Source organism: Pedobacter sp. NJ-S-72 (genome assembly GCF_053890575.1).
Genome location: NZ_CM132681.1, coordinates 1950752 through 1973824, shown reverse-complemented (window position 1 = coordinate 1973824; position 23073 = coordinate 1950752). Strand labels below are relative to the sequence as shown.

31 protein-coding genes are annotated in these 23073 nt (G+C 37.2%); 19 read left to right on the top strand and 12 right to left on the bottom strand.

Annotation, left to right across the window (positions count from 1 at the left end):
• Nucleotides 1–64 precede the first annotated feature (64 nt).
• Nucleotides 65–598 (top strand): N-acetyltransferase, encoded by a 534-nt coding sequence (locus tag ACWYN3_RS13135; protein ID WP_456221551.1) that lies wholly within the window; start codon nucleotides 65–67, stop codon nucleotides 596–598.
• A 37-nt stretch (nucleotides 599–635) separates the two neighbouring features.
• Here the strand turns inward: ACWYN3_RS13135 and ACWYN3_RS13130 are convergent, their stop codons facing one another.
• Nucleotides 636–1028, bottom strand: coding sequence for a nuclear transport factor 2 family protein (locus ACWYN3_RS13130; RefSeq protein WP_456221550.1), 393 nt, complete (start codon nucleotides 1026–1028; stop codon nucleotides 636–638).
• 80 nt (nucleotides 1029–1108) lie between these two features.
• The gene (locus ACWYN3_RS13125) at nucleotides 1109–1450 is read right to left on the bottom strand and encodes a helix-turn-helix domain-containing protein (protein ID WP_456221549.1); all 342 of its coding nucleotides are present in this window, start codon (nucleotides 1448–1450) and stop codon (nucleotides 1109–1111) included.
• A 271-nt stretch (nucleotides 1451–1721) separates the two neighbouring features.
• Here ACWYN3_RS13125 and ACWYN3_RS13120 point away from each other — a divergent pair, with 271 nt between their 5' ends.
• Genes ACWYN3_RS13120 through ACWYN3_RS13100 form a run of 5 tightly spaced genes read left to right on the top strand, consistent with a single transcriptional unit; the run spans nucleotide 1722 to nucleotide 5695 of the window.
• Nucleotides 1722–2663 carry a TolC family protein gene (locus ACWYN3_RS13120; protein ID WP_456221548.1) on the top strand — a complete coding sequence of 314 codons (942 nt, stop codon included), beginning with the start codon at nucleotides 1722–1724 and terminating at the stop codon, nucleotides 2661–2663.
• Nucleotides 2660–3061 carry a TolC family protein gene (locus ACWYN3_RS13115; RefSeq protein ID WP_456222993.1) on the top strand — a complete coding sequence of 134 codons (402 nt, stop codon included), beginning with the start codon at nucleotides 2660–2662 and terminating at the stop codon, nucleotides 3059–3061. Before ACWYN3_RS13120 ends, ACWYN3_RS13115 begins: the two co-directional genes overlap by 4 nt.
• Nucleotide 3062: 1 nt before the next feature.
• Nucleotides 3063–4112, top strand: coding sequence for an HlyD family secretion protein (locus ACWYN3_RS13110; RefSeq protein ID WP_456221547.1), 1050 nt, complete (start codon nucleotides 3063–3065; stop codon nucleotides 4110–4112).
• Between the two features lie 52 nt (nucleotides 4113–4164).
• On the top strand, nucleotides 4165–4689 hold the full coding sequence (locus ACWYN3_RS13105) for an MFS transporter (RefSeq protein WP_456221546.1): 525 nt from the start codon (nucleotides 4165–4167) through the stop codon (nucleotides 4687–4689).
• Nucleotides 4661–5695 (top strand): hypothetical protein, encoded by a 1035-nt coding sequence (locus ACWYN3_RS13100; RefSeq protein ID WP_456221545.1) that lies wholly within the window; start codon nucleotides 4661–4663, stop codon nucleotides 5693–5695. The genes ACWYN3_RS13105 and ACWYN3_RS13100 overlap by 29 nt, the downstream gene beginning before the upstream one ends.
• Before the next feature lie 254 nt (nucleotides 5696–5949).
• Here ACWYN3_RS13100 and ACWYN3_RS13095 read toward each other — a convergent pair whose 3' ends face one another.
• Nucleotides 5950–6654: a helix-turn-helix domain-containing protein gene (locus ACWYN3_RS13095; RefSeq protein ID WP_456221544.1), complete on the bottom strand. Its 705-nt coding sequence runs from the start codon at nucleotides 6652–6654 to the stop codon at nucleotides 5950–5952.
• Nucleotides 6655–6969: 315 nt separating this feature from the next.
• Between ACWYN3_RS13095 and ACWYN3_RS13090 the strand changes: the two genes are divergently transcribed.
• On the top strand, nucleotides 6970–7125 hold the full coding sequence (locus tag ACWYN3_RS13090; RefSeq protein WP_456221543.1) for a hypothetical protein: 156 nt from the start codon (nucleotides 6970–6972) through the stop codon (nucleotides 7123–7125).
• A gap of 64 nt (nucleotides 7126–7189) precedes the next feature.
• Here the strand turns inward: ACWYN3_RS13090 and ACWYN3_RS13085 are convergent, their stop codons facing one another.
• Genes ACWYN3_RS13085 through ACWYN3_RS13070 form a run of 4 tightly spaced genes read right to left on the bottom strand, consistent with a single transcriptional unit; the run spans nucleotide 7190 to nucleotide 9109 of the window.
• Entirely contained in the window at nucleotides 7190–7621 is a 432-nt protein-coding gene (locus ACWYN3_RS13085) for a metallophosphoesterase family protein (RefSeq protein ID WP_456221542.1), read from the bottom strand.
• Nucleotides 7585–7938 (bottom strand): metallophosphoesterase family protein, encoded by a 354-nt coding sequence (locus ACWYN3_RS13080; RefSeq protein ID WP_456221541.1) that lies wholly within the window; start codon nucleotides 7936–7938, stop codon nucleotides 7585–7587. Before ACWYN3_RS13080 ends, ACWYN3_RS13085 begins: the two co-directional genes overlap by 37 nt.
• Nucleotides 7935–8102, bottom strand: a complete 168-nt coding sequence (locus ACWYN3_RS13075) for a hypothetical protein (RefSeq protein ID WP_456221540.1) — start codon at nucleotides 8100–8102, stop codon at nucleotides 7935–7937. The genes ACWYN3_RS13080 and ACWYN3_RS13075 overlap by 4 nt, the downstream gene beginning before the upstream one ends.
• Nucleotides 8099–9109, bottom strand: a complete 1011-nt coding sequence (locus tag ACWYN3_RS13070; RefSeq protein WP_456221539.1) for an MFS transporter — start codon at nucleotides 9107–9109, stop codon at nucleotides 8099–8101. The genes ACWYN3_RS13075 and ACWYN3_RS13070 overlap by 4 nt, the downstream gene beginning before the upstream one ends.
• 90 nt (nucleotides 9110–9199) lie before the next feature.
• Between ACWYN3_RS13070 and ACWYN3_RS13065 the strand changes: the two genes are divergently transcribed.
• Both ACWYN3_RS13065 and ACWYN3_RS13060 read left to right on the top strand, forming a co-directional pair.
• Complete coding sequence (locus tag ACWYN3_RS13065; protein ID WP_456221538.1) at nucleotides 9200–9676, top strand: AraC family ligand binding domain-containing protein; 477 nt, start codon at nucleotides 9200–9202, stop codon at nucleotides 9674–9676.
• A gap of 61 nt (nucleotides 9677–9737) precedes the next feature.
• The gene (locus ACWYN3_RS13060) at nucleotides 9738–10037 is read left to right on the top strand and encodes a helix-turn-helix domain-containing protein (protein WP_456221537.1); all 300 of its coding nucleotides are present in this window, start codon (nucleotides 9738–9740) and stop codon (nucleotides 10035–10037) included.
• 106 nt (nucleotides 10038–10143) lie between these two features.
• Here the strand turns inward: ACWYN3_RS13060 and ACWYN3_RS13055 are convergent, their stop codons facing one another.
• The 3 genes from ACWYN3_RS13055 to ACWYN3_RS13045 form a co-directional block, all read right to left on the bottom strand.
• Complete coding sequence (locus ACWYN3_RS13055) at nucleotides 10144–10962, bottom strand: FAD-dependent oxidoreductase (protein WP_456221536.1); 819 nt, start codon at nucleotides 10960–10962, stop codon at nucleotides 10144–10146.
• 541 nt (nucleotides 10963–11503) lie between these two features.
• A complete protein-coding gene (locus ACWYN3_RS13050) occupies nucleotides 11504–11671 on the bottom strand; it encodes a PhnA domain-containing protein (RefSeq protein ID WP_456222992.1) in 168 nt (55 codons plus the stop codon).
• Complete coding sequence (locus tag ACWYN3_RS13045; protein WP_456221535.1) at nucleotides 11668–12087, bottom strand: hypothetical protein; 420 nt, start codon at nucleotides 12085–12087, stop codon at nucleotides 11668–11670. The genes ACWYN3_RS13050 and ACWYN3_RS13045 overlap by 4 nt, the downstream gene beginning before the upstream one ends.
• 87 nt (nucleotides 12088–12174) lie before the next feature.
• Between ACWYN3_RS13045 and ACWYN3_RS13040 the strand changes: the two genes are divergently transcribed.
• Nucleotides 12175–14058 carry a gamma-glutamyltransferase family protein gene (locus ACWYN3_RS13040; RefSeq protein ID WP_456221534.1) on the top strand — a complete coding sequence of 628 codons (1884 nt, stop codon included), beginning with the start codon at nucleotides 12175–12177 and terminating at the stop codon, nucleotides 14056–14058.
• A gap of 140 nt (nucleotides 14059–14198) precedes the next feature.
• Nucleotides 14199–15842, top strand: a complete 1644-nt coding sequence (locus ACWYN3_RS13035; RefSeq protein ID WP_456221533.1) for a patatin-like phospholipase family protein — start codon at nucleotides 14199–14201, stop codon at nucleotides 15840–15842.
• Nucleotides 15843–15854: 12 nt separating this feature from the next.
• Here the strand turns inward: ACWYN3_RS13035 and ACWYN3_RS13030 are convergent, their stop codons facing one another.
• Nucleotides 15855–16190, bottom strand: coding sequence for a hypothetical protein (locus ACWYN3_RS13030; RefSeq protein WP_456221532.1), 336 nt, complete (start codon nucleotides 16188–16190; stop codon nucleotides 15855–15857).
• Nucleotides 16191–16368: 178 nt separating this feature from the next.
• Here ACWYN3_RS13030 and ACWYN3_RS13025 point away from each other — a divergent pair, with 178 nt between their 5' ends.
• The 4 genes from ACWYN3_RS13025 (at nucleotide 16369) to ACWYN3_RS13010 (ending at nucleotide 17827) form a co-directional block, all read left to right on the top strand.
• Nucleotides 16369–16686 carry an ArsR/SmtB family transcription factor gene (locus ACWYN3_RS13025; RefSeq protein ID WP_456221531.1) on the top strand — a complete coding sequence of 106 codons (318 nt, stop codon included), beginning with the start codon at nucleotides 16369–16371 and terminating at the stop codon, nucleotides 16684–16686.
• Between the two features lie 122 nt (nucleotides 16687–16808).
• Complete coding sequence (locus ACWYN3_RS13020) at nucleotides 16809–17051, top strand: hypothetical protein (protein ID WP_456221530.1); 243 nt, start codon at nucleotides 16809–16811, stop codon at nucleotides 17049–17051.
• 7 nt (nucleotides 17052–17058) lie between these two features.
• Nucleotides 17059–17211 (top strand): hypothetical protein, encoded by a 153-nt coding sequence (locus ACWYN3_RS13015; RefSeq protein ID WP_456221529.1) that lies wholly within the window; start codon nucleotides 17059–17061, stop codon nucleotides 17209–17211.
• Nucleotides 17195–17827, top strand: a complete 633-nt coding sequence (locus ACWYN3_RS13010) for a metallophosphoesterase family protein (RefSeq protein ID WP_456221528.1) — start codon at nucleotides 17195–17197, stop codon at nucleotides 17825–17827. The genes ACWYN3_RS13015 and ACWYN3_RS13010 overlap by 17 nt, the downstream gene beginning before the upstream one ends.
• Before the next feature lie 381 nt (nucleotides 17828–18208).
• Here the strand turns inward: ACWYN3_RS13010 and ACWYN3_RS13005 are convergent, their stop codons facing one another.
• Nucleotides 18209–18823: a hypothetical protein gene (locus ACWYN3_RS13005; protein WP_456221527.1), complete on the bottom strand. Its 615-nt coding sequence runs from the start codon at nucleotides 18821–18823 to the stop codon at nucleotides 18209–18211.
• Between the two features lie 97 nt (nucleotides 18824–18920).
• On the opposite strand from ACWYN3_RS13005, the gene ACWYN3_RS13000 reads away from it, so the two are divergent.
• The 4 genes from ACWYN3_RS13000 to ACWYN3_RS12985 all read left to right on the top strand — a co-directional run bounded on the left by ACWYN3_RS13000 (nucleotide 18921) and on the right by ACWYN3_RS12985 (nucleotide 23058).
• Nucleotides 18921–19472, top strand: coding sequence for a hypothetical protein (locus ACWYN3_RS13000; protein WP_456221526.1), 552 nt, complete (start codon nucleotides 18921–18923; stop codon nucleotides 19470–19472).
• 356 nt (nucleotides 19473–19828) lie between these two features.
• Nucleotides 19829–20206: a carboxypeptidase-like regulatory domain-containing protein gene (locus ACWYN3_RS12995; protein ID WP_456221525.1), complete on the top strand. Its 378-nt coding sequence runs from the start codon at nucleotides 19829–19831 to the stop codon at nucleotides 20204–20206.
• The gene (locus ACWYN3_RS12990; protein WP_456221524.1) at nucleotides 20207–21238 is read left to right on the top strand and encodes a TonB-dependent receptor plug domain-containing protein; all 1032 of its coding nucleotides are present in this window, start codon (nucleotides 20207–20209) and stop codon (nucleotides 21236–21238) included.
• Entirely contained in the window at nucleotides 21157–23058 is a 1902-nt protein-coding gene (locus tag ACWYN3_RS12985; RefSeq protein ID WP_456222991.1) for a SusC/RagA family TonB-linked outer membrane protein, read from the top strand. Before ACWYN3_RS12990 ends, ACWYN3_RS12985 begins: the two co-directional genes overlap by 82 nt.
• The last annotated feature ends 15 nt before the right edge of the window (nucleotides 23059–23073 follow it).

Here is a 23073-nt window from a genome sequence, read left to right as displayed (position 1 = left end):
TCAAAAAAGTGTCTCTATATCTGTTTATCATGATCCATACCTTTGGTGCTATAAATTTCACACCATGGATCAAAAAATTATCACCAAATTCAGAGTAGCAACAGAAGATGCTATTTCTGAATTATTATTCCTTACCAGAACGATTGCAATAGAGAAATATGCCCATCTGGTTACAGATGAAGTAATAGAAGATTATATTTCAGGTATTTATAATGATAAACATATCATTGATGAAATGAACAGCTTTGGCAATCAGTGGTTAGTGGTCTATATTGACGAAAAAGCAATAGGATATGCATTTGTGACTACTCAGGGAAAAAGACCTGAAATGCTGGAAGGTAAAAAGGCAATCTGCATTGCTGACTTCTGTATTTTAAAAGCGTATTTATCAAGTGCTGCTAAACAATCCTTAATGGATAAATGCCTGTCAATAGGTAAAGGTTATGAGGCACTATGGCTGGCTGAACAAACTGATAATCCATTACTATCTTTTTTTGAAGATCATGGATTTATCAGGGGAGAGCAAGCGAATGATTTTATTGACCTGGATATAAAAATGAACTATATGATAAAAAAAAAATTAGTGGTATTGTTTTAAGGAGTAAATTGCGCCATACAATTTACTCCTTGAAAATTTAAACTCTTGATCCAAGATCGCGGTCTTTGGGATCTCCGCTGACTAAATGACTGAGTTCGTCGCAATAGCAAATCTGGTCTCCTTCGAACCGGAATTCTCCAATTACCTGTACCTGACTTTCCCCGTTTTCCTTTGTGATTACATTAACAAGGTGGTTGGAAAAAACTGTACTGCCTTCCTGAACCAGCGTTTTAATGTCAATCTGAATAGCTGGCTTATCTTTTTTCAGCGCTTTCATATGCTGAATGAAGCCTTCAAAGTATAGCGTTTTACCGTCTACATGCTGAATATAATTCTGACTAAAGTGTTTTTTAACAAGATCTTCATTGTAAACCGGGCTTTCAAGTACTTCTGAAAAAACCTCTTTTAAACGTGATTTGTAATCTATCATTTCTATTGTTTTTTTTAAAACAAAACTATCAGTTGATACAGGGCTGTACAATAGAATATAGAAGGCAAAGTTTGGACTATTCACGGGAACTGTTGTCGGGTCTTAATGTTTTTTTTTTTTTTATTTCTTAAACGGGCAAATTCACTAGGTCTTCGGTTCACCGATTGCTGAAAACTATTGCTGAACGCTGCAATATTTGAATATCCTACTGCATAAGCCACCTCACTAATATTTTTGTCGCCGTTTAAGAGCATTTCCATAGCGGCAACTATTCTTAACAGCTTAATATATTGTAGAAAAGAGGTGTCTAAATGAAGTTTAAACAACCTTGTGAGTGTACGCACACTCAAACTAAATTTTTCAGCTACAGCAGGCATATCGGGTATGTCAATCAAATTCTCCGCCAGATATTGTGATGCCACTGGTATTGAATTTTACATTATGCGCGACATCTGGAGGGATCCAAACATAATGTCTTGCGGGAATATAGAACTATTTGTTTATCGTTTCCAGGAAAGCTAAACCGCCTTCAACTAATAAAATCTGACTTTTAAGGTGTTGATGCAGAGGTAGCTGGTGTTCCAGCTGATCTCTCTGCTGATTTGCTCTAGTAAAAATCCATGTGGCCAAAATTAATAAATATATGGCCTATTATATAAAATTAATTATCATGCCAATGCTCAATTTTGTAGGATGAAACAACAGAAAATTATAATAAGTTATTCAGTCTTCTGTATTTCCTTTTTATTTTTAAGCTCTTCCTCACTGGGTCAAAGTATTGATCATAAACCTCTGGTGATCACATTGAACGAGGCGTGGGGTAGAGCATCAGCCTATAATAAGGAAGTTGCAGCTCAGCGTATAACAGTAAAGCAGGAATCCGAACAATTAAATGATGCAAAAGTAAAGAGGCTTCCCTCTGTACAGCTAGGGACAAGCTACAGCCGCTTTACTTCGATGACAGCATTTGAAGATGGTTTATCCAAATCAAAGAATATCCATATTACCCCAGATCAGGTTAATCTCGGAGCTGATGCATCCATGGAGCTATACAATGGTCATCAGATAAATAATGGGATAAAAGAGAAAGAGCAGACTAAAATCTTATCTGTTGTACAACAGAGTCAGCAATTAGCGGATATAAAATTGAAAGTTGCTTCGGCATATTATAGTGTACAGCGAAATGAGCAGTTCAAAAATTTGCTTCTGGCCAATTTAAAAGAAGAACAAAAAAGGCAGATGCAAATGAAAATCCTGTTTAAAAACGGGGTGGTTTTGAGGAGTGATTTGTTGAGAGCAGAATTGCAGATTTCCAGACAAAACATGAAGCTTATTGAGGTTAACAATACTATTTTATTAGTTGGAAATGAGTTGAAACTGTTACTGGGATTATCACCGGAACAAGAAATACAGCTGTCAGACCTGATTGTTAAGCCTTTGTTGAGTTCGGACCAAAATTTAGCAACGCTAATCAGCGGCGCGCAGAACAATGCCTATGAAATAAAGATAGCAGCGCAAAAAGAACATATTGCTTTGTTCAGACAGAAACAGGTTCAGGCTGCTTTCTTGCCTAAGATTGAGTTGTTGGCCAGCTATGGATATAATTACCCTGATAATCTTTTCTACCGACAATAAGAAGAGTTTATGGGTTAGGGTTTGCCGGAATTAAAATAGCTATGCCTTTATCTGCATTTTATAAGAATAAGCATAAGTCTAATGCAGCAAGTCTGGAATTGAACAAACAAAAAATACTGTTATCTGACCAGCAAGATAAAACCAGCCAATTGACTATTCATGTATATGTAAGATTTAATGAAGCATTAAAACGTATAGAAGTAGCGGAGGATAACATTAAGCTGGCTACCGAAAATTACCGGATTGTGAGAGATGGGTATTTTAACCAGTTAGCCTTACTTACAGATTTGCTCGATGCAGATACTCAATTATTACAATCAAAATTTGATTTGGAAGAGGCGAAAGTCACCGCTATCATTCAATATTATCAATTACTTAAAACAGTAGGAAAACTATAATATGGAAAATAAAGGAAACCGTACAGATCAGTTTATTACTTTTCTAACTAAATGCTCTGCTATTATCCTGCTTCTCAGTTTGATGATCTGGGGAGGGATATATTTATGGAAAGGATATTCTTATGAGGAAACAAATGATGCGCAGGTCGAAGAATATGTAAACCCGGTAAGTACCAGGATTAGCGGATATATCAGAAAGGTCAGTTTCGAAGAGAATCAGCAGGTTAATAAAGGGGATACGCTGGTTATTATTGATAATAATGAATATCAAATTCAGCAGCAGGAGGCCGAAGCTTCTTTAGAAAATGCTAAAGCAGGAATTAACTTATTGGAAAGCAGTACAAAGGTACTTGAAAATGCAGCTAAAGTAACTGGTTCACAGATTAGTGCCGCCAAGGCTAAGCTAACCAGACAAGAGCAGGAATATGTTCGCTATCAAAGATTACTGGCCGGTGAATCAGCTACGCAACAGCAATTTGATAATGTTAAAGCTTCATTTGATGTAGCAGTTTCAGAATACCAGACCGCACTTAATAATTACCAGGCATCACTTTCAAAGGTGAAGGAAGCTCAATCCCGAAAAGCATCTGTTCATGCTGAAATCAAAAAGAGTGAAGCTGTTTTGGGTCAGAAAAAACTGAATGTTAATTATACTGTGATTTTAGCTCCTTATTGCGGGAGGATAGGGAAGAAAATAATCCAGGATGGCCAATTGGTACAAGCGGGGCAGGTGCTCACTTTCATTGTAAACCGCGACGCAGGTAAATGGGTTATTGCTAATTTTAAGGAAACCCAGGTGGGTAAATTTAAGTTAAACCAGCCTGCTCAGATTACTGTTGATGCTTTTCCCGGGGATACATTTCATGGGGTCATAGAATCCCAGTCGCCGGCTACCGGGTCCCGTTTTTCTTTGTTACCGCCTGATAATGCCACGGGCAATTTTGTGAAAACTATTCAGCGTATCCCTGTTCGTATCCGGTTGACAGACGGGCCCCGAAAATTGAACTCATTAAAAGCTGGAATGAATGCTAATGTATCAGTTAATCATTAAATCATGGATCAAAAATTCTTTAAGGACTGGGCTCCTGAGTGGGCTGATCAGATTGACTATATTCCTGGTATTGTTCCCGGTTTTATTGATTTTTGCAATCTACTTTAGTAATGTACCTGAAACCAGCGGCTACTATGGAATAGAACCAGCAGATGTGCAATTCTCTGTGGTATTAATGTATGCCGCACTGGTTAGCTTTTTCCCTGTAGATGACCGGTTCTTCAAATACATGAAACCGAAGCCTTATTTTATCATAGGCATCTTAATCAATACAATCACTTGCTATGTTTGTGCAGTGACCCGAGATCCGGGAGTATTGATGGCCTGCCGTTTTATCCAGGGTTTGTCTTGTAGTATGGTATGTAATTTTTCTTTAAACCTGATCTTTCAAAGATTGCCCCAACAACGTGCCAGAGCATTGGGTTATGGTGTGTTTTATGGAATGTTACAGGCAGCTATCCCTGTTTGTGCTATTATTTGCAGCTGGATGTTATACCGTTATGAATTCGATAAATTATTCTATCTATTGATATTTACGCAGATTTGGAGTGATATTAATGTTGCTGATTGTAAATAATATCAGAATTAAGAAGAAGTTCCCTCTTTATCAATTGGATTGGATGAGCTATCTTTTTTACGCATTTATATTTTGTGCCGTTGGATATATTCTGGTATATGGTCAGCAGTTAAACTGGTTTGCAGATCAGAAGATTAAGTTATTATCTTGTGGGATTATCATTTCCGGTTGCCTGTTCAGCTACAGACAATTGTATTTAAAACGTCCTTTAATACAACTCAGGTTATTTCGGATAGCTAATGTCAGAAACGGCTTATTGTTACTTGCATTGTATTATACCTGTAAAGGAACAACTGGTTTTACCTATGTTTTTGCCCAACAGATATTAGGACTGGATCCCATACACCTCATTCCGTTATGGGGAATTAATATTGGTGGTGTAGTTTTAGGAATGGTACTTTCAGTCCGGTTTGTATTAACCGGGACAGAAGGAAAGCTGTTGTGGATAACAGGTTTCCTTTCCCTGCTGATCTTTCACCTGCTGATGTATTTTCTTTTCTCTGCTCATGCGGATACCATGCAATTATATCTGCCATTGTTTATACAAGGCTTTGGAACAGGCTGGCTCATGGTTCCTCTGGTTGTGTTCATGGTTTCGGCAGCACCACTTTCCATGGTTGGATCTACTCCCTTCATTGGTATTGCAAGCAGGTTTCTAGGCCTGTCTGTCGGTCTTGCAATGACAAACTATTTTCAGTTGTATTATAAAAGTGTTCACTTTAATGATTTTCGTCAGTATATAACTGTAATAAATCCGTTATACGCTGAAAAACTTGATCATTTGCAGCATGCAATAAGCTATTCAGGAAACAGTACAGGAAATGCGCAGGGGGCGGCAACAGTATTGTTTAATAAATCTATTGCGGACCAGGTGTTTTTGAGATCGGCTATGGATTATTATTCTTTAATGATCTTCATGATTGGGATCATTATTGTCCTTATCCTGTTTCTGCCAGGAGTTAAGCAGGTTCTATTGGTCTTCAGAAATAAGGTACTTCCTTATTAAAGGATATAAAATAGTCTCTATGTTATTGATGATAATCACGGTATTGAACTTGACTGTTCACTATGCGTAGGACATCTATGTTGGGAAGGGGTTGGTAAGGCCATTGGCCTTACCAACCCCTTCCCAACATAGATGTCAATACGGCCACAACCCGTGTCAGGCTGTAGTAGTGGCACAATTAAAGAAATAAGGATTATAATTATAGGAACATAGAATTGATCCTGCATCATTAGGCTCAATAGCAACTATTAATATTATTGAAATTTTCTACGAAATTCTGTTGGTGTCAGGTTCGTATGTTTCTTGAACGATGTATTGAAAGATGATTTTGAATTAAAACCTATCTCATATAAAATTTCAAGGATAGTCAGATTACTTTTTGCCGGATCTTTCAGTATCCTCATTGCTTTTTCGATGCGGTACTCATTCACGAAATCAAAGAAGTGCTGGTCAAGGTAATTGTTAATCAATATTGACAAGTCACGTACAGGCATTTTTATTTGATCAGCAAGATCCTGTATGGTAAGAGACGGTTCTAAATAAGGCTCTTTCTGTATCATATATTCCTTAATCCGCAGGATATTTTCATTGTTCTCGTGACTTATTACGCCTTTTACTGATTGGCTATTGACAGGCGCCTCAGCAGCCAGGTTTTTCGCAGGCTGGATTTTAGAGTCTATACCTCTGAACAAATCCGGGCTATACAAAGCTTTTAAGACAAACCAGCATAGAATGAGCACTGCATTAATGCCAACTATGATTTGTGCCCTGTTAAAAATATCACTGCTCCCGCTGAACATTAAAAAGCCCTTAATCATAACAATAGAATGGACTATAACGATGACAACATTGAGCTGGAATAACCATTTATAAGTAATGGTAGTGGTATCCGCATAGTTTTCGAGATAGATCTTTTTATACTTTTTTTTACAAGAAAAATGGCAATAATGTAGCAGCATGCAAATTGCAAATCACCCAGCACAAAAAGTATTCGGGGCATTAAACTATCACTATAATTTTCAAGGAAATGTATTTTTGCAGCAAAATCTACAAGGTAAACCTTTGGCAGTAATGCGAGGTTAAATAATAAGAAAGGAATGGCATGCAGTAAATGTTTAAGCTTTAATCTGAAATCAGAAAAGCAAATAGATAAGGCGTATAAATAAAATACCGGGTTTATTAACCAGGTAGTTGACCATCTGAACACTTCTATATTCGGATAATCCTTCGTGATATGATATATAAACCAGCCGCTAAGATCAACCGCATTAAGAATGATAAAACTTGCTAGCAGGACATTACCTAATTTGTTCTTTGTAGATACTGTTAAAAGGAAAAATGCTAAAAGTAAAGAGACAAAAACGGCAATCAGACTTATGATACTTATTGAATTACTACTTTCCATCTGGCTATTATTGGTTTTAGCATAGCTAAAGTAAATATATTATTTGATCGGTCGGTCTGCAATATTATGGCAGGCTGATCAAATAATATTTAAGTCTTTAGGAAATCAGCATAAAAATCTGGAATGCCGCTTTCTGATATGGCTTTTATTACTTTATTAACGGGATACTCTAGTTTAATAAGTTCTGGTTTTATACTATTTTCATTGATAGCTATTAAAAGATAGGAAGCTAAAGGTTTTCCTTCTTTCGATCTGCCGGCAGAACCACAATTTATAACCATTTGAGTTGTATTTCTGATGGGAGAAGGAATTGTTCTGATATAAGACTCATGTGTATGTCCCATAATCAATATATCAGCCTGTTGTTCACTTAACATTTCATAGATATCATTCAGGTCATGGTTTTCATAGACGTATTCCTCATTACTTCTTGTACTGCCATGCACAAGAAGTATATTAACCGGAACCCCTTTTATATTATAAGTTAACTTAATCTGACCGGGAAGACCTGCCAGATACATTTTGCATTCCTCTTTAATCGTCTGTTTTGTGTGATTAATGCGGTTGTTCTTGCTTTTGCTTTTGTTTCTTCCTGATTATGCTTCGCAAGAGGAATAACTTCATGGTCAAAAGCAATTCTTTCATCATGATTACCCATCAGACAGGGGATTTGCAAACCTTTGATTGTTTCGATTACTTCATTGGTCCAGGGCGCAAAATCGACGAGATCCCCCAGGCAATACACCTGGTCAGCTTTTCTTTTTTCAATATCATTCAGAACCGCCTGCAGCGCAGGTAAATTTCCATGTACATCACTAAAAATAGCTATCAGACTCATGATTTATAACGTTTGGAAACAATTACTATTAACAAGGCAATAACACTCCACAATAGCATCTGCGAAGTTGAAAGACCCCATTGTCCAAATTTCCAGCTTAACAGGCCAAAATAAGTACCTACAGCCGCTCCAATGAAGTAAGTAGTCATATAAATCGTATTCAACCGGCTATGTGCATCTTCGTGGAGACTATAAATACGGGTAAAATTGGTAATTTGTGTGTGGCTTGAACACCGATGTCTAAAAAGAAAACACTGATAATTAAAACGGGTATAGAATAAGGGAAGATCTTGATTAAAAGGATACTTCCAATAATCATAGAGACTGTCAGTAATAAAGAACCATAAACATTGCCCTTGTCCGCAAGTTTACCAAAATAAGGTGCTACTAATGCACCACCAATGGCGATCAGACCAAACAAACCAATAGTTCCGGTATGGTAATTTAATGGCGGACTACTTAAATGAAAGGTTAATGTTGTCCAGAAAGAACAGAATACACCAAAAGTAAAAGCCCCTAATAATGCGGCTTGTCTTAAAACCCTGTACTCTTTAACCAAAGCCAGAGTAGATTTTAACAGACTTAGGTAACTGCCTTTAAATCTGGGGGTTACTTCTGGTAGATATAGTTTTAACAGGATGCTCATTGTCAGGACCATAAAGGCAGATATACCATATACATATCTCCATCCAAGCCATTCCGTTATCAAACCACTAAGCACTCTGGCACCCAAAATACCAACCAGTATACCACTAAAAACCTTTCCTACATTTTTACCTCTGTTTTCTTTACCTAATGTTGCTGCCATAGGTAAAATGATTTGGGCAGGAGTAGAGAAAAGCCCAATGAAAAAGCTGAGTACGCATATTACAGTAAGGCTGGATGAATAAGCAAAAAGAATTAATGTGAGGATAAGTAAACCGCAAAGAAGCAGGATAAGGTTTTTACGGTTTAGTTTATCGCCCAATGGCAATAGAAAGAACATACCCAGTCCATAGCCTAGCTGTGAAAGCATAGAAATTCTGCCTATCTGGCTTTCACTTACATGCAGTGCTTGTCCGATTTCATTTAAGATGGGTTGGTTATAATAGATATTTGCAACTATAACTCCTGCCGATACTGCCATTAATGGAATGATAGCAGGGTGTAAGTTTGGTTTTTCCGTTGTCATGTTTGTTTTCTGATTCTGGATACAAACCTACGGTTAGCGAAAGACTACAAATTTACACATTTAAACGGTATATTTGTAAAAACTTATTAATTGGAACGATTTATCCAGCACGAGCCACTTTTTATCAGGCATTTTACAACAGAAACGTGGCCGTATCCGGTACACAACCATAATCATTTTGAACTGATGTTTATTCATTCGGGAAGTGGTTACCACGAATTAAACGGCGAACTGAGTCCTTATGAGGGGAAATGTATGTTTTTACTGGCTCCGGCAGATTATCATACTTTAATCATTGAAAAAGAAACAGAGTTCAGTGTTTTGAAATTTAGTAACGTTTACCTGGATGGGGCATCAAATGAGTCCGTTAAAAATGAATGGAATAAACTGATTGATCATTTATTGGTGGTGAGTAATGCACATGATTCGTGTCTGGTAAAGTCTGAAGATGAAATTAATAAAATTGATCATATCATGCGGATGATTGTCTGGGAATGGGAGGGGAGCAACACTTCAAATGAAGTTATCTTTTACTTGATCCGCAGTGTTTTTTTTTGCTGTAATTAAAAGAAATGCTTTTCATCAGATGATTCCGGATAATTTGCCGAATGGGAATCTTTTTATTGATATGATGAACTATATACATGTCAATATTCAGGACCCGGAAAGTTTGAGGTTAAATTCTTTGTCAAAACGATTTAATCTGTCTGCAAATCATTTGAGCAGTTCATTTAAACGACAAATGGGGATCTCAATCAAAAAATATATTGGTGACTATAAATTTAAACTGATAGAAAACCGGTTAAAATTCAGTGGTTCTATGATGAAAGAAATCAGTAATGAATTTGGCTTCACAGATTTAAGTCATTTCAATAAGTTTTTTAAGAATCAGGGAGGGATTAATCCTAAGGATACCCGGAGAAAATAAATTCTCAAACAATACACTGGTTGATTAATTCAGAAGGATTTAGATCCTTATTTATCCTCGTCCGACTCATATGCATAAAGCTTTTGTCCCGACTGGTTTGAAGCCTTTACCGCATTGATACTATGTTGTTGTAGCATTTTGCTTCATAATCGGCAATAGCAAAGCTTAAATCGGTCTCTTTTGCAAGGTTTTCTGCTAATATGGAAGCATCATAAAGCGCTGAATTTGCACCTATTCCAGCAGCAGGGCTCATCGCATGTATTGCATCACCTAATGCTGTTATTCTGTTGCCTGTCCATATTTTTCCAGGTAATGATGTTCTTACAGGAGTAATAGTAAGTGTTTTTGGATCAGAAAGTTCGAATAATGATTTTAGTGAGGGTGCCCAGGAATTTGTTAGTGCTTTTATACGGAAGAGGATTTCATCTGAAGAAAGTATTAAACTATCTTTTTCATTTAAGCCGAAACGACTGCGGTTGCCTATAAATGCCCAGTAAATGTAATCTTCCTTGTAACTCAGTTGTAATTTTTCGCTATTGTCGCGGAATTGCATCGCATCCATGATCAGTGCTATTTCATTTTCAAATATTACTGAGGTATCGGTCTGGAGCTCTTTATCCACTCTTTTTTTAACTTCATCACTGTAAAATGTCTTTCCATAAATATTAATATGACCAGTATCTATCAGTTGATTATCAGGAAATCTTGAAGCACGTAACTTAGAATAGACTCCATCGGCAGCCACAACTAAATCAGCTTTATAAAACGTTCCATCCTTAAAATTCAGAACTACCTTCCCATTTGGCTGCTCTTCATAATTCACAAATTCTTTATTGAAACATACCTGATCATTAAGATCAGATAATAAGACTTCTCTCATTGTTAATCTGTTCGCTCTTAAGTCTGGTAATTGCTCTTGCTCCACATCACTCCATGAATCTACCCATTTATCCGTTAGTTTTTTTTCAATTGTGAGTTTAAGGTACGTACCTCAGCAGAATGTACCGCACAGCTATCAGAAAATAAGGTATAAAGTTCTTTGGAAAGGCAGCTGATCAGTGCTTTTTGTCCTGTCTCGTCAATTCTGATTCGATAACCCTGTGTCCGGCTGTTAACCGTTATATCTTTTTCAAAGACCCTCGAAAGGAATATTATTCTTTTTAAGTCCTTGTGCTAAAGCAAGTCCGCCTAAGCCGGCTCCCACTATAGCCACATTGATTTTTTTATCCATTGTGTTCATGTATTTTTTTACTGATACAAAGTTGTGTGATAAAATAAAAGGTGTTATTACCCAAATCGTGGGAAATGTTAGACGATTTACGGTAAAAGTAGCAGACGGTTAACCTGGTACAACAGGTATATCAATAGATTTTTTAACTGCCGAACGGGCGGGGCAGCGCTGATTTATGAAGTGGAGGTTCTTAAATCAGATCCCTCCTGATTCATTTAAATAAATATAGGATGGGTTATCCTTGTTTTCTTACATATTTGGTAAGGATTACGATAACCTGTCCTTCAATTTTACCTTCAATCTGGTCAGTATTGTTATCTACTAAACGAATGTTTTTAACAACCGTACCCATCTTGGCATTTAATTGAGAACCTTTTACATCTAGTGATTTCGTTAAAACTATAGTATCGCGGTTTGCAGTAAGGCTCCAAGGCTATCTTTATGAAATTCAACAGTATCAGTGTCATTATCAAGGCCACCAGCTGCTTTAGCCCAGGCAAGTCTCTCATCGTCAAGATACATCATGTCAAGGCTGTCCGCTGCCCAGCTTTCGTTACTGAGACGGTTGAGCATGCGCCATGATACTACTTGTACACTTGGTACTTCGCTCCACATACTTGTTGTTAAACAGCCCCAGTGTTTGCTGTCAAGCGCTTCCTTTTTATTGATCTGAACAAGACATTTATCGCAGATAATCAAACAGTTATCTTCATTACTGCTTGATTGAGGTAATACTTCATATAAAGTAAGAGCTTCTGCGGATTCGCATAATTCACATTTGTTTTCGCTTCTTTTCAGCAGTTGTTCTTCCAATTTCATATCCTTCAGTTATAGTAAAGAGCGCGAAGATAATTATTTTATGTCGCTTCTCTTAAAATTGCCTATTTTACCAGCTAATAGATTTTTATGAAGCATTTTGTATCAGCATTATTTCTCTCCACAGTTTCCGTACTGCCTTTAGCAGCACAGCAAACTCAAAAGCCTATTTTACATGGCCGTAACTGGATGGCTATCACAGGTAAACCATTAGCTGCAACAGCGGGTGCCATGACCTTTCAAAAAGGTGGAAATGCAGTTGATGCTGCCTGTGCTATGCTGGCTGCTACCTGCACTATGTGGGATACGCTAAGCTGGGGAGGCGAAACTCAGGCGCTGATTTATAATCCTAAAACTAAAAAGGTAATTGCTATCAATGCTATGGGAGTTGCGCCAAGCGGTGCTACAGTTGATTTCTTTAAAGATAAGGGATATAATTTCCCTCCCGAATATGGCCCTTTGGCAGCAACCACACCAGGTACACCGGGTGGACTTTTATATATGCTCGCAAATTATGGAACGCTAAGTCTTGAACAAGTACTTTCACCTGCAATGGAAATGGCCGCGGGTTACCCTATAGAAGCCCAGGCAGCAAATAGCATCGAACGTGGGAAATCAAAGATTGAGCAATGGCCATATAGTAAAAAATTGTTTTTGACACATCCTGGTGAAAAAAGAGAAGCACCGGAAGCGGGGGAGATTTTTATTCAAAAAGATTTGCTGGCAACACTTCAAAAAATGGTAGCATCCGAAAAGAAAGCGCTGAAACAAGGTAAAAATAGAAAGCAAGCTATCATGGCGGCGTATGATCGTTTTTATACAGGAGATATTGCTGAAGAATTTGTACGCGGCAGTAAAGAACAAGGGGGGCTGATTACAATAGAAGATCTGGCAAGATGGAAACCTCTGGAAGAAGATCCACTCATGGTAAACTACAAAGGAGTTGATGTTTATAAAATGCAGCAATGGACACAGGGACCGGTTATGCTGCAAGCGTTAAATATTCTGGAGAATTTTGACCTGAAGAGCATGGGTTATAATAGTCCAAAATATATTCACACTCTTTATCAGGCAATGAATCTTGCATTTGCTGACCGTGATTTTTACTATGGTGATCCTTATGCAGAGCCCCGTGAACCAATGAAAGGTTTACTGAGTAAGGATTACGCGAAGGAGCGAGCTAAGTTGATACAATATGAGAAGAATGATCAGAATATTGGGCCGGGTAATCCATATCCATTTGAAGGGAAGAAAAACCCTTATATAAACCTGCTTAAAGAAAGGGGTTATGAACTTGACCTTACCAGACGGAATTTTGCTCCTGCACATGATATGACAAATAATTCTTCTGATGCTGCTTATCAGGAAAGACTTTGGCTAGGTACTACTTCAGTTGAGGCAGCTGATAAAGAGGGCTGGGTCGTTTCTATAACTCCAAGCGGAGGCTGGTTACCTGCTTGTATTGCCGGAAACACAGGTGTAGGAATGAGTCAGCGGATGCAAAGTTTTGTTCTTGACTCTGCTTTAAACCCTTTTAACGTAGTTGCACCTGGTAAAAGACCAAGGGTAACTTTATCACCTTCAATGGCACTAAAAGATGGCAAGCCATTTTTATCTTCTGCGGTACAGGGTGGAGATACGCAGGACCAAAATTTATTGCAGTTCTTTTTAAATGTTACAGAATTCGGGATGAATGTGCAGCAAGCTACAGAAGCCGCAAATTTTAACACAAATCAGCTTTGGCTTTCATTAGGAGGTACTAAAACAACAGACCGTCAGCCAAAACCGGGTCAGATATTATTAAATGATAATACAACTGAAGCAACAAGAAACGAATTAAAGATAATGGGGTATACACTTAGTTTTGGTGCGCGTACCAGCGGCCCTGTTAATGCTATTTATTTTGATTGGAAACATGGTAGTTTATGGGGAGGATCCAGTAATCATGGTGAAGATTATGGTATAGGCTGGTAAAATTCTCGTGAAAGGAGATTGTAAAGGATAGTAATTGTAATGCCTTCATTATCTTTATAATGTATCTTAAGTCTGATCTCAATTATGGATGATAACATAAACGTATCAAAAGAACCTGGAAATTCCATCTGGGTATTTGTATGGCAGGGGCAGTGTCAGCGGGAGCTTATACTGCCGGAGTTATGGATTATTTACTGGAAGCTCTGGAAGCCTATGAGAAAGTGAGAGGAAAGCCTGGAATGCCAAAGCATAAAGTAGAAATACCAGTAATTGGTGGTGCTTCTGCCGGAGGAATGACAGCTATTATTACCGCAGCAGCTTTACAACAGGAAATGCATCCGATTGATAAACCCGGTGCTGACCTTTTAGAAGAACATAAAGATCATATTTTATATCACTCGTGGGTAGACCTTACCAGCAGGGATATGTTTTCTGAAATGCTGAAAACTAATGATATTGAGGAGAGTGTCGTATCGGCGCTTAACTGCGGGTTTATAGATGAAGTAGCTCAGAGGGTACTGAAACCTAAAGATCCTGAAACGATTATATGGAAGCCATTGCCATCTTTTTTTCCGCGAAAACTGAAATTATTTACTACACTGAGTAACCTCGGCGGCTTTACCTACAATGTGAATTTTAATGCACAAGGTTCAAAACGACCCTATTATATGCAGGTACACCAGGATTATGCCTGCTTTGAATTAACTGATACTGAAACAGTAGAGAACAAAAAATCTGGCTGGATGCCACTTAATTTTAAAACGGAAATTAATACCCAGATAGCGATCGATGCGGCTATGGCCACAGGTGCTTTTCCAATTGGATTTAAGGCCAGAAAGGTGACGCGGTCAAAAGATGTAGTCAATAATAATCCACTATTTGATAAAAAAATGCTTGAAGCGATTCAGATTAATACAGATCCATATCAATCTTTAAATATTGATGGAGGCATGATCAATAATGCCCCTTTTGATAAGGTTCGGGATGTTTTATGTGAGGCATGCGGACAATCTGATCCTGAATTATATAATAGTTATAGTACTTTTAATTCAACAGTACTGATGATTGCACCTTTTCCAGGTAGCAAACCAATAGATATTAAGTTGATTGACAAATTAATGCATGTGATGGGTTTAACCCTTTCTGCGATGATCAGTCAAATGAGGTCAAAAGCTGCTCAGGTTGTGGATGCGATGAATGAAAATTGTGCCGGACAATTCTTAATTGATCCTTCCAGAGAATTCAAGAAAACTGATAGTACAAAAATACATGTTCAAGGCGAAAAAGCTATCGCCAGTAGCGCACTGGGAGGGTTCAGTGGCTTTCTGAATAAAGAATTCAGAGTTCATGATTATTTCCTGGGCAGGTACAATTGCAAAATATTTTTGCGTGATTATTTTACTATTCCAGATAGTGCCAAAGATGAAAATCCTATTTTCAAAGCGGGCTATGAAGGGATTGATGCTAATAAATATCGTTCCCACGCAGATAAAAATAACTGGCAGATTATTCCTATAGTGAGTGATGTAGATTATACCTTTCCACAATTAACATTTAGCTCAGGCAGTGACTGGCCTGCCCTGAATTGGAAAGTGATCAGCAAATTCAATTATCCTCCTTTGAAAAGAAGAACACAGTCCCTTATCCTCAATCTGGTGAAATACAAACCGGTCCACAAATTCTTTCTATGGATAGGTACAAGGATTTTGCTGAGAGGAATGATAGCCAAAGCAGTACTTGGAACAATAAAGGATGAGCTAAACCGGTGGCATTTAATCAAATAATTGCTTCGATCCTTATAAATTAAGATCTACTATAACTGCCGGATCATTGTAATAAAGATCATTATCAAACAGCGTTCTATTATAGCCACTGCCCATAAATCTAACGGTAGTGTAATCTATATCATTATCAGTCCACAAAGATACGGTAACCCTGGGCAGGGTATGGTTGTAAGGGATTGACTGGTAACCTCGTACATGATAACTTTGAAGATCAAATCCGGTTTTAATACTGATGATGCAGTTATCACAGGAAACTTCAAATCTGTAATCGGAATATGGCCCGTCAGTTGTTTTAATGCAAGAACTAAATAAAAGACAAATTAATAGCAGGGGTAACAGCTTGAACATTATGGTGTTTTTTTGAAGGGCAAAGATAATTATTTAATTTTAATTAAGCTCTGATATGTGTTCTATGTTATTTTTTTGAGCAATAGTTCTGTTTTGTGCTGTAGGTCAGAACTATTACTCAAATACATATTTCATTCTGGAATGAAATATGTATTTGAGTAATAGGGTATCTTTGGAAATGGAACTTGAAAACTTGGTGCATATTGCTGGATTGATAGGTGAACCTGCGCGTATCAAAATGTTATGGGTATTATTGGATGGCAGAGCATATACCGCTACAGAATTAGCCTTATTTGCAGAAGTTTCTCCTCAAAGTGCAAGTGCGCATCTGGGGAAAATGATACAAGCTAATCTGTTAAAAGTTAGCTGTCAGGGCAGACATAGGTATTTCAGTTATGGCAGAGATGAAGTAGCTTACGCTATAGAAGCAATGGCAAATTTAATTCCACTGCAGAAACAGGCTTTAATACCGGTTACTAAGGATGTGTTCCTTTAAATATTGCAGAACCTGTTATGATCATATCGCTGGTAAAACTGGTGTAGCTATTACTGATCAATTAATTGTCCATGAATATCTTGTCGAAAAAAATCAGGTCTATGACCTTACTGTTAAGGGACATGTTTTTTTTTAAAGATTTTGGTATTGATACTGATGTTTTGTTGAAGCAGAAACGACCTTTTGCCCGTCCATGTCTTGATTGGAGCGAAAGAAGGCCCCATTTGGCGGGCTCTTTAGGCACAGCCATGTTAAAGAAGATAATTGCCGGAGACTGGATGCGAAAAATAGCGCATACGCGTGCTTTAGCAATTACCTCAAAAGGGGAGCTGGGTTTATATGAGACTTTAGGAATACAATTATAAGTAGATAATGGCCAAAACAATTGCCTATATAACTGATACTCATTTAGGTCAGAAAATTATTCTGGAAGAGGGTATTAAGGGTGGCGCGCGAAATATTAGATACGATAATGACATTGCAGAAAATGCAGAAAATAAGACACAATTTGATTTTGATTCTTAATGACATTACTAACCAGGGGATTACTGAAATAATATTTGGAGGTGATATTGGTACCAAAGAGGCTAATCAATGGTTTTTTGATACTATTTATAAGTTCAATTTCAAACTTTTCATGGTACTGGGAAATCACGATACTTATTCGGAGGTTAGCAAATATTACAGTGCTGATCATCATCATAATGAGTTGAATTATAGCTGTGAAGACGATTATTTTAAATACATCTATCTGGATTCTTCTTCTAACTCTATTAGTCCGGCTCAATTTAACTGGTTGAGACAGGAATTGGATTGCAATAAAAAGATAATCCTTTTTATACATCATCCTGTTTTGGAAATCAGGACTCCACTGGATAAAGTTGGTGCTGCGTTAATAGGCAGAGAGGAAATAAAGAATGTTTTATTAACCTTTAAAAATGAAATCATCATTTTTTGCGGGCACTATCATATGACTGACGAATTAGAAGAGGGAAAAATCAGGCAGTATTCATCTCCTGCAGGTTCCTATCAAATACAGAAACGATCAGAAATAATAGAAATTGATAATCTGACGTTTGGTTACAGACTTATAAATATTGATGGTAATCAAATAAATACCAGCGTGAAGCTTTTCACGTAAGATAAGTTAAGCCCAAAATTGGTGTAAACCTTGTCAATTGGAAATTCCAAACAAAGTTAATTATGAAAATTGAATATGTCAGCGATTGCTGAATACGCTTACAATATTAAATATGAATATTATTGTAAGCGGAAAGCAAGTCGTGGCAATTGGTAATGTATCTGATTAAGAACAGAATAAAACTCCCAGAACGATGAATGCCCATACTCCAATGTAGAAAAAGCCTAAAAGGGCTGATACTGTGTTATCTTTCATATCTTTTATATTAGACAGCAAACATAAAAAATTTTTGTAGATTATTAGTGGAATAATATTCAATAAAGTGCAATACTATGGTTTAATACTTGATTATCAGGAATGAGTAGACATCCTTTTAATCGATTATTTCCAATCAGTTATCATCAGATTAGCAAAATCGCCTTTTAGACCATATGTCCATAAACCAAGCTTTCCTTTTTGTATTTTGTTTAGCCTTTTCACTTTAAGAGACGCTTCTGAAGAATGATCTGTGTAGACAGTGATTTCATCTGCTTTGATTACAATTTTTGCGTGGAACCAGTCTTTTGCCAATGGAAATGGTTTCGTTGCATTTTCATATACCAATGGAAATTCATCTCTGAGTTTCTCCCATGGATAAGCGGGCTCACTTATGTATTGTACTGTATGATTTCGTCTCAGCGAGTCTTTAGACTGAAAGTTGAATGGACGAAAATATACGGCTTCCAATGTTGCTGTGTCAAGTCCTAAAGTAATACCCAGAAAGCTTTGCTGAAAAACATCTTTGCCTCTGAGATCGACATCAATTGTTCCCGTTGAGAATTCGAAATCCTTAATCCAGACAATTCCATTACTTGATACTCCGTGTCTGTTACCATCGGCAATAGGTGTCACACTTTGATTGTTATTAAATATCAGTGTATTCTGTTTTAAAGCCTTGCCTAAATCATATCTAACATCTTGCTGTGCTGAACAGGTTCCTGCGTACAGGAATAGCATAAAAAAAAATTTTTTGTAATAATAATTTCTGTTCATATGTGTTGATTTTTAACTTTAATCAAAATTGGGAAAATCCTTAAGAAACGAAGTATAATATATGATTGAAATTCTGAAGATGACTCTTCAAAAAAACAAGGTAGAAAAATTAGCTGAAATTGCATCACAAGCCACTTTTTCAATTAAAGAATTGATCGATTTAACCTTTCACCAGGATGAACAAATAGGGTTCAGAGCAGCCTGGATATTAGAAAATGTATATACTTTATATCAGGAGAGATTCTTGCCATATGCAATGTATTTTCTGATTAAACTCCCTGAACAAAATAATCTGTCAGCACGCAGGCACTACAGTAAAATCTTAGCGTTAATGATGACCAGGAAAAATGCATCCTTAGAAATAAAAAAGATAATCATGGATTATGATACCGGAATATTAGCAGATGCTATTTTTAGCTGGTTGATAGACCCTGATGTGCCTGTAGCGATTAAATCACATTGCTTAAATATTTTAGCTAATCTGAATACAAAACATAGCTGGATTAAAGAAGAACTCATTCAAACAATGGATTTCCTTATTGATAAAGAGAGTATTGCATTTTATGCAAAAGTAAAACAGATTAGAAAGCAGTTTTGTATACCCAGGGTATAAATTATCTTCTTTTTACTTCTGAATAATTAGAATACAGATTCCTCCCTATCATAAAAAAAAAAACTCTTATAGTACTTATTATGATGAAAACAAACGTTTGTGTAACAATTTAATGTCAAATCTGTGACATATCCAAAAAAACGTCTTCATGTTTTCGTCAAAGCATACCTACTGTATTTTATCTAAAATAATAGATAAAATACAGTAGGTAATCCTGATTTTTTCCGGAAACCTATGCAAGCGTTTGCGTAGTAATAAAGAACGGAAACTGGTTTGGTTGTCAATACCTTAATCCTAAGCAAAGCGCGAACCACCTCTGCTTGATTAACTAAACAACCTAACTAAATCTAAACTTTATGAAGTGTACTCTACCTTTCATTAAGGTTTGCTCAGCGTTATTGATACTTCAGGGTATTTATAGCAATGCCGATAGCAAACCTCTCTCTGTAGTATCTGGTAATTTCAAGCAGATAACTCAACCACCCAAAATATTAACCATAGTGATTCAGGGTGTAGTCAAAGACGCCCAGGGAATACCCATTCCAGGTGTAACTGTTTATATCAAAGGGAAAAAGAATGCCCTGACCAGTACAGATGCCAGTGGCTCTTTTAAACTCAATGTGAATGAAAATGATATAATTATTTTCAGGATGATTGGTTTTGTGGATAAGGAAGTCTCTGTAAATGGTAAAACAAATCTGTCAGTTATTTTAAAAGAAGATTTGAATGATTAAATGAAGTTATTGTTACTGGTTATGGAAGTATTGATCGTAAAAAAAACTACAGCAGCGATAGCGAGTATAACGAGTAAGGATATTGAAAATCTGCCTGCAGCAAGTGTTGACGTACTTTTGCAAGGGAAGCTTCCGGGAGTCAATGTGCAGAACTTTAGCGGTCAGCCAGGGGTAAAGACTTCGCTGGTTGTAAGGGGGAACACCAAAATCCCGATGTCTAATTCTAGTTTTAATACTGATGATTTGTATAGTAATCCACTATATGTAATAGATGGAATACCTATTGGTGACGATGAGATTAAAGCTTTTGATGCTACAGGAACAAATTTTCTGGCCAGTCTGAATCCTAATGATGTAGAGTCCATTGATGTCCTAAAAGATGCGTCTGCTGCTGCATTATATGGTTCCAGAGCAGCAAATGGGGTAATCCTGATAAAAACTAAAAGAGGTAAACTGGGTGCACCCCGGATAAGTTTCAATACTTATCAGGGATATATACAAAAACCTAAAGAAGTTGCGACATTAATTGGAGCTGCCGAGCGTAGACAGAAAATGGATTTGATCTATAATTATGGGACAAATGCACAATTGCGTGATCAGGTTCCACAACTGCTGACTGACAGTTTGAATCCAGCTTTTAATAACAATAATGATTACCAGAATCTATTTTATCAGTCCGGTGCTGTACAGAATTATGATGTTTCTGTTTCTGGAGGTTCTGAGGCCATTAATTATCGTATCGGTGCAGGTTTATACAATGAAAAAGGTGTCGTGATCAATACCGGGTACAAGCGCTACTCTTTCAATAGTAACGTAGGAGTGAACTTCAGCAAAAATCTGGAGTTGATAACCAGTCTTCGTGCATCAAACGGTAAACGTCTGGTCGGATCTGAACAACCTTCTTATAATAATTATAGAAATTTGTTCAGGATCAATCCGATTTCTATGCCATCATCTCTGCTTCAACTCTCAGGAACAGACAGGGATGCCGCTCTCTTAATCCATATTCTTACAAACGAAATGACAATGTAAATAATGATTTAACAGGGAGTGGCGAATTGAGATTAACCTTTTTGAAAGATTTCAGAGTAAGTACCCGTGCTGCTATAAGTTACTCAACTTCAAAACAGGATTATTCTTCACCTTCTTTTTTACAGGATGACGGTTTGGGTTATGCAGAATCTATTTCCAAACTCAGACAGAAATACATCCTGACCAATAATTTAGTATGGATAAAAACACTGGCCAAAAAGCATAATATAACTGCCACTTTTGTTCAGGAGTTTGAGAGCAGAAGAAATGAATCAACCGATCTTTACGGAAGCGGTGTGCCAAATGACAATATCAAAACCGTAAACGGTATTCCTAATGGGAAACTATTTGGATCCACAGACTTGTCAACCTATGCTAAACTTTCTTATCTGGGAGCAGTACATTATGATTTTGACAGTAAATATCTGATTGATGCCTCCTACAGGGCTGATGCCTCTTCGAGATTTGGTAAAAACAATAAATGGGGCTATTTTCCGGCTGTATCTATAGGCTGGCTGGCTTCCAACGAAGAGTTTATCAAGAAATTTAGCTGGATAGATGAATTGAAAGTAAGAGCAAGCTGGGGACGTGCGGGGGATGAAAGTAGTATTGGCGATAATTCGCGTTACAATTCTTATACTTATAATGCGGATTTTCCTGGTGCAACGTCTACGAGTTATGGCGGGAGCACTGTTGTTATTCCTGATTACAGAGGGATTACCAATGATAATATTACCTGGCAGCGATCTGATGAGTTAAATCTGGGATTGGACGTTGTTTTGTTCAAAAACCGGTTGAATTTAACTGTTGATGCTTATACAAGGAACACTACCGGACAAATGTTGAGTATTAACATTCCAGAGTATTCAGGGTATTTAAATACATTTTCAAATGCTGCGGGTGTTAGAAATACAGGAGTTGAAATTAACCTGACCGGGGTTGCTGTTAAAGCAAAAGATTTTGAATGGAGACCTTCACTGAATTTATCATTTAATAAAAATATGGTTACCGAATTACCAAATGGAAACCGCGATTTATATTATACTGACAATAGTGGAAGGACTTCAGTTTATATTGTCGGAAAGCCAGTCAATATGTACTATATGTATATTAATGATGGCGTAATCAGTTCTAAAGATGATCTTTTAACCAATCCATATACTGGTGCAGTAGGGGCAACTAAATGGGGAACTTTAAAATTAGGTTATCCGAAATGGCGTGATACCAACGGGGATTATTACATCTCTGATAATGCCGGACAGAATGACCTTACATTTTATGGGGATCCCAATCCTAAGGTTACTGGTGGTTTTACCAATTATTTCAGGTACAAAGGCTTTTCGCTACAGATCTTAACCACTTTCACATTTGGTCGTAGTATTGTGAATAATACACTGTCACAAAGGTTATCTAACGGTTTGTTTTATGGAAATCCGGAAGACTTTGCCAAAGCTTCAATCTCTGATATCAGTAAATATAATTACTGGCGTCAGCCTGGTGATCAGGCAACTTTTCCAGCTATAAACCCTTACATGGGCTTATATGCATGGCGTTCTGCACAAAGCTTATTTGTAGAACCGGGCTGGTATGTAAGGATCAAAAATGTCAGCTTCAGCTATACTTTCGATGCTAAAAAATTAAGCTGGTTAAAAGCAGCCAAAATTGATAACCTGCGCCTGTACAGTACAGTTGATAACCTGCACATTTTTCAGAAATTTTCGGGAGTTGATGCAGAACGTGTAGATGGTATGGGTTATGATTATGGGGATGGATACCCGATACCTACAAAATATACATTAGGGGTACAGGTAGGATTTTAATCATTTAACAAGAAC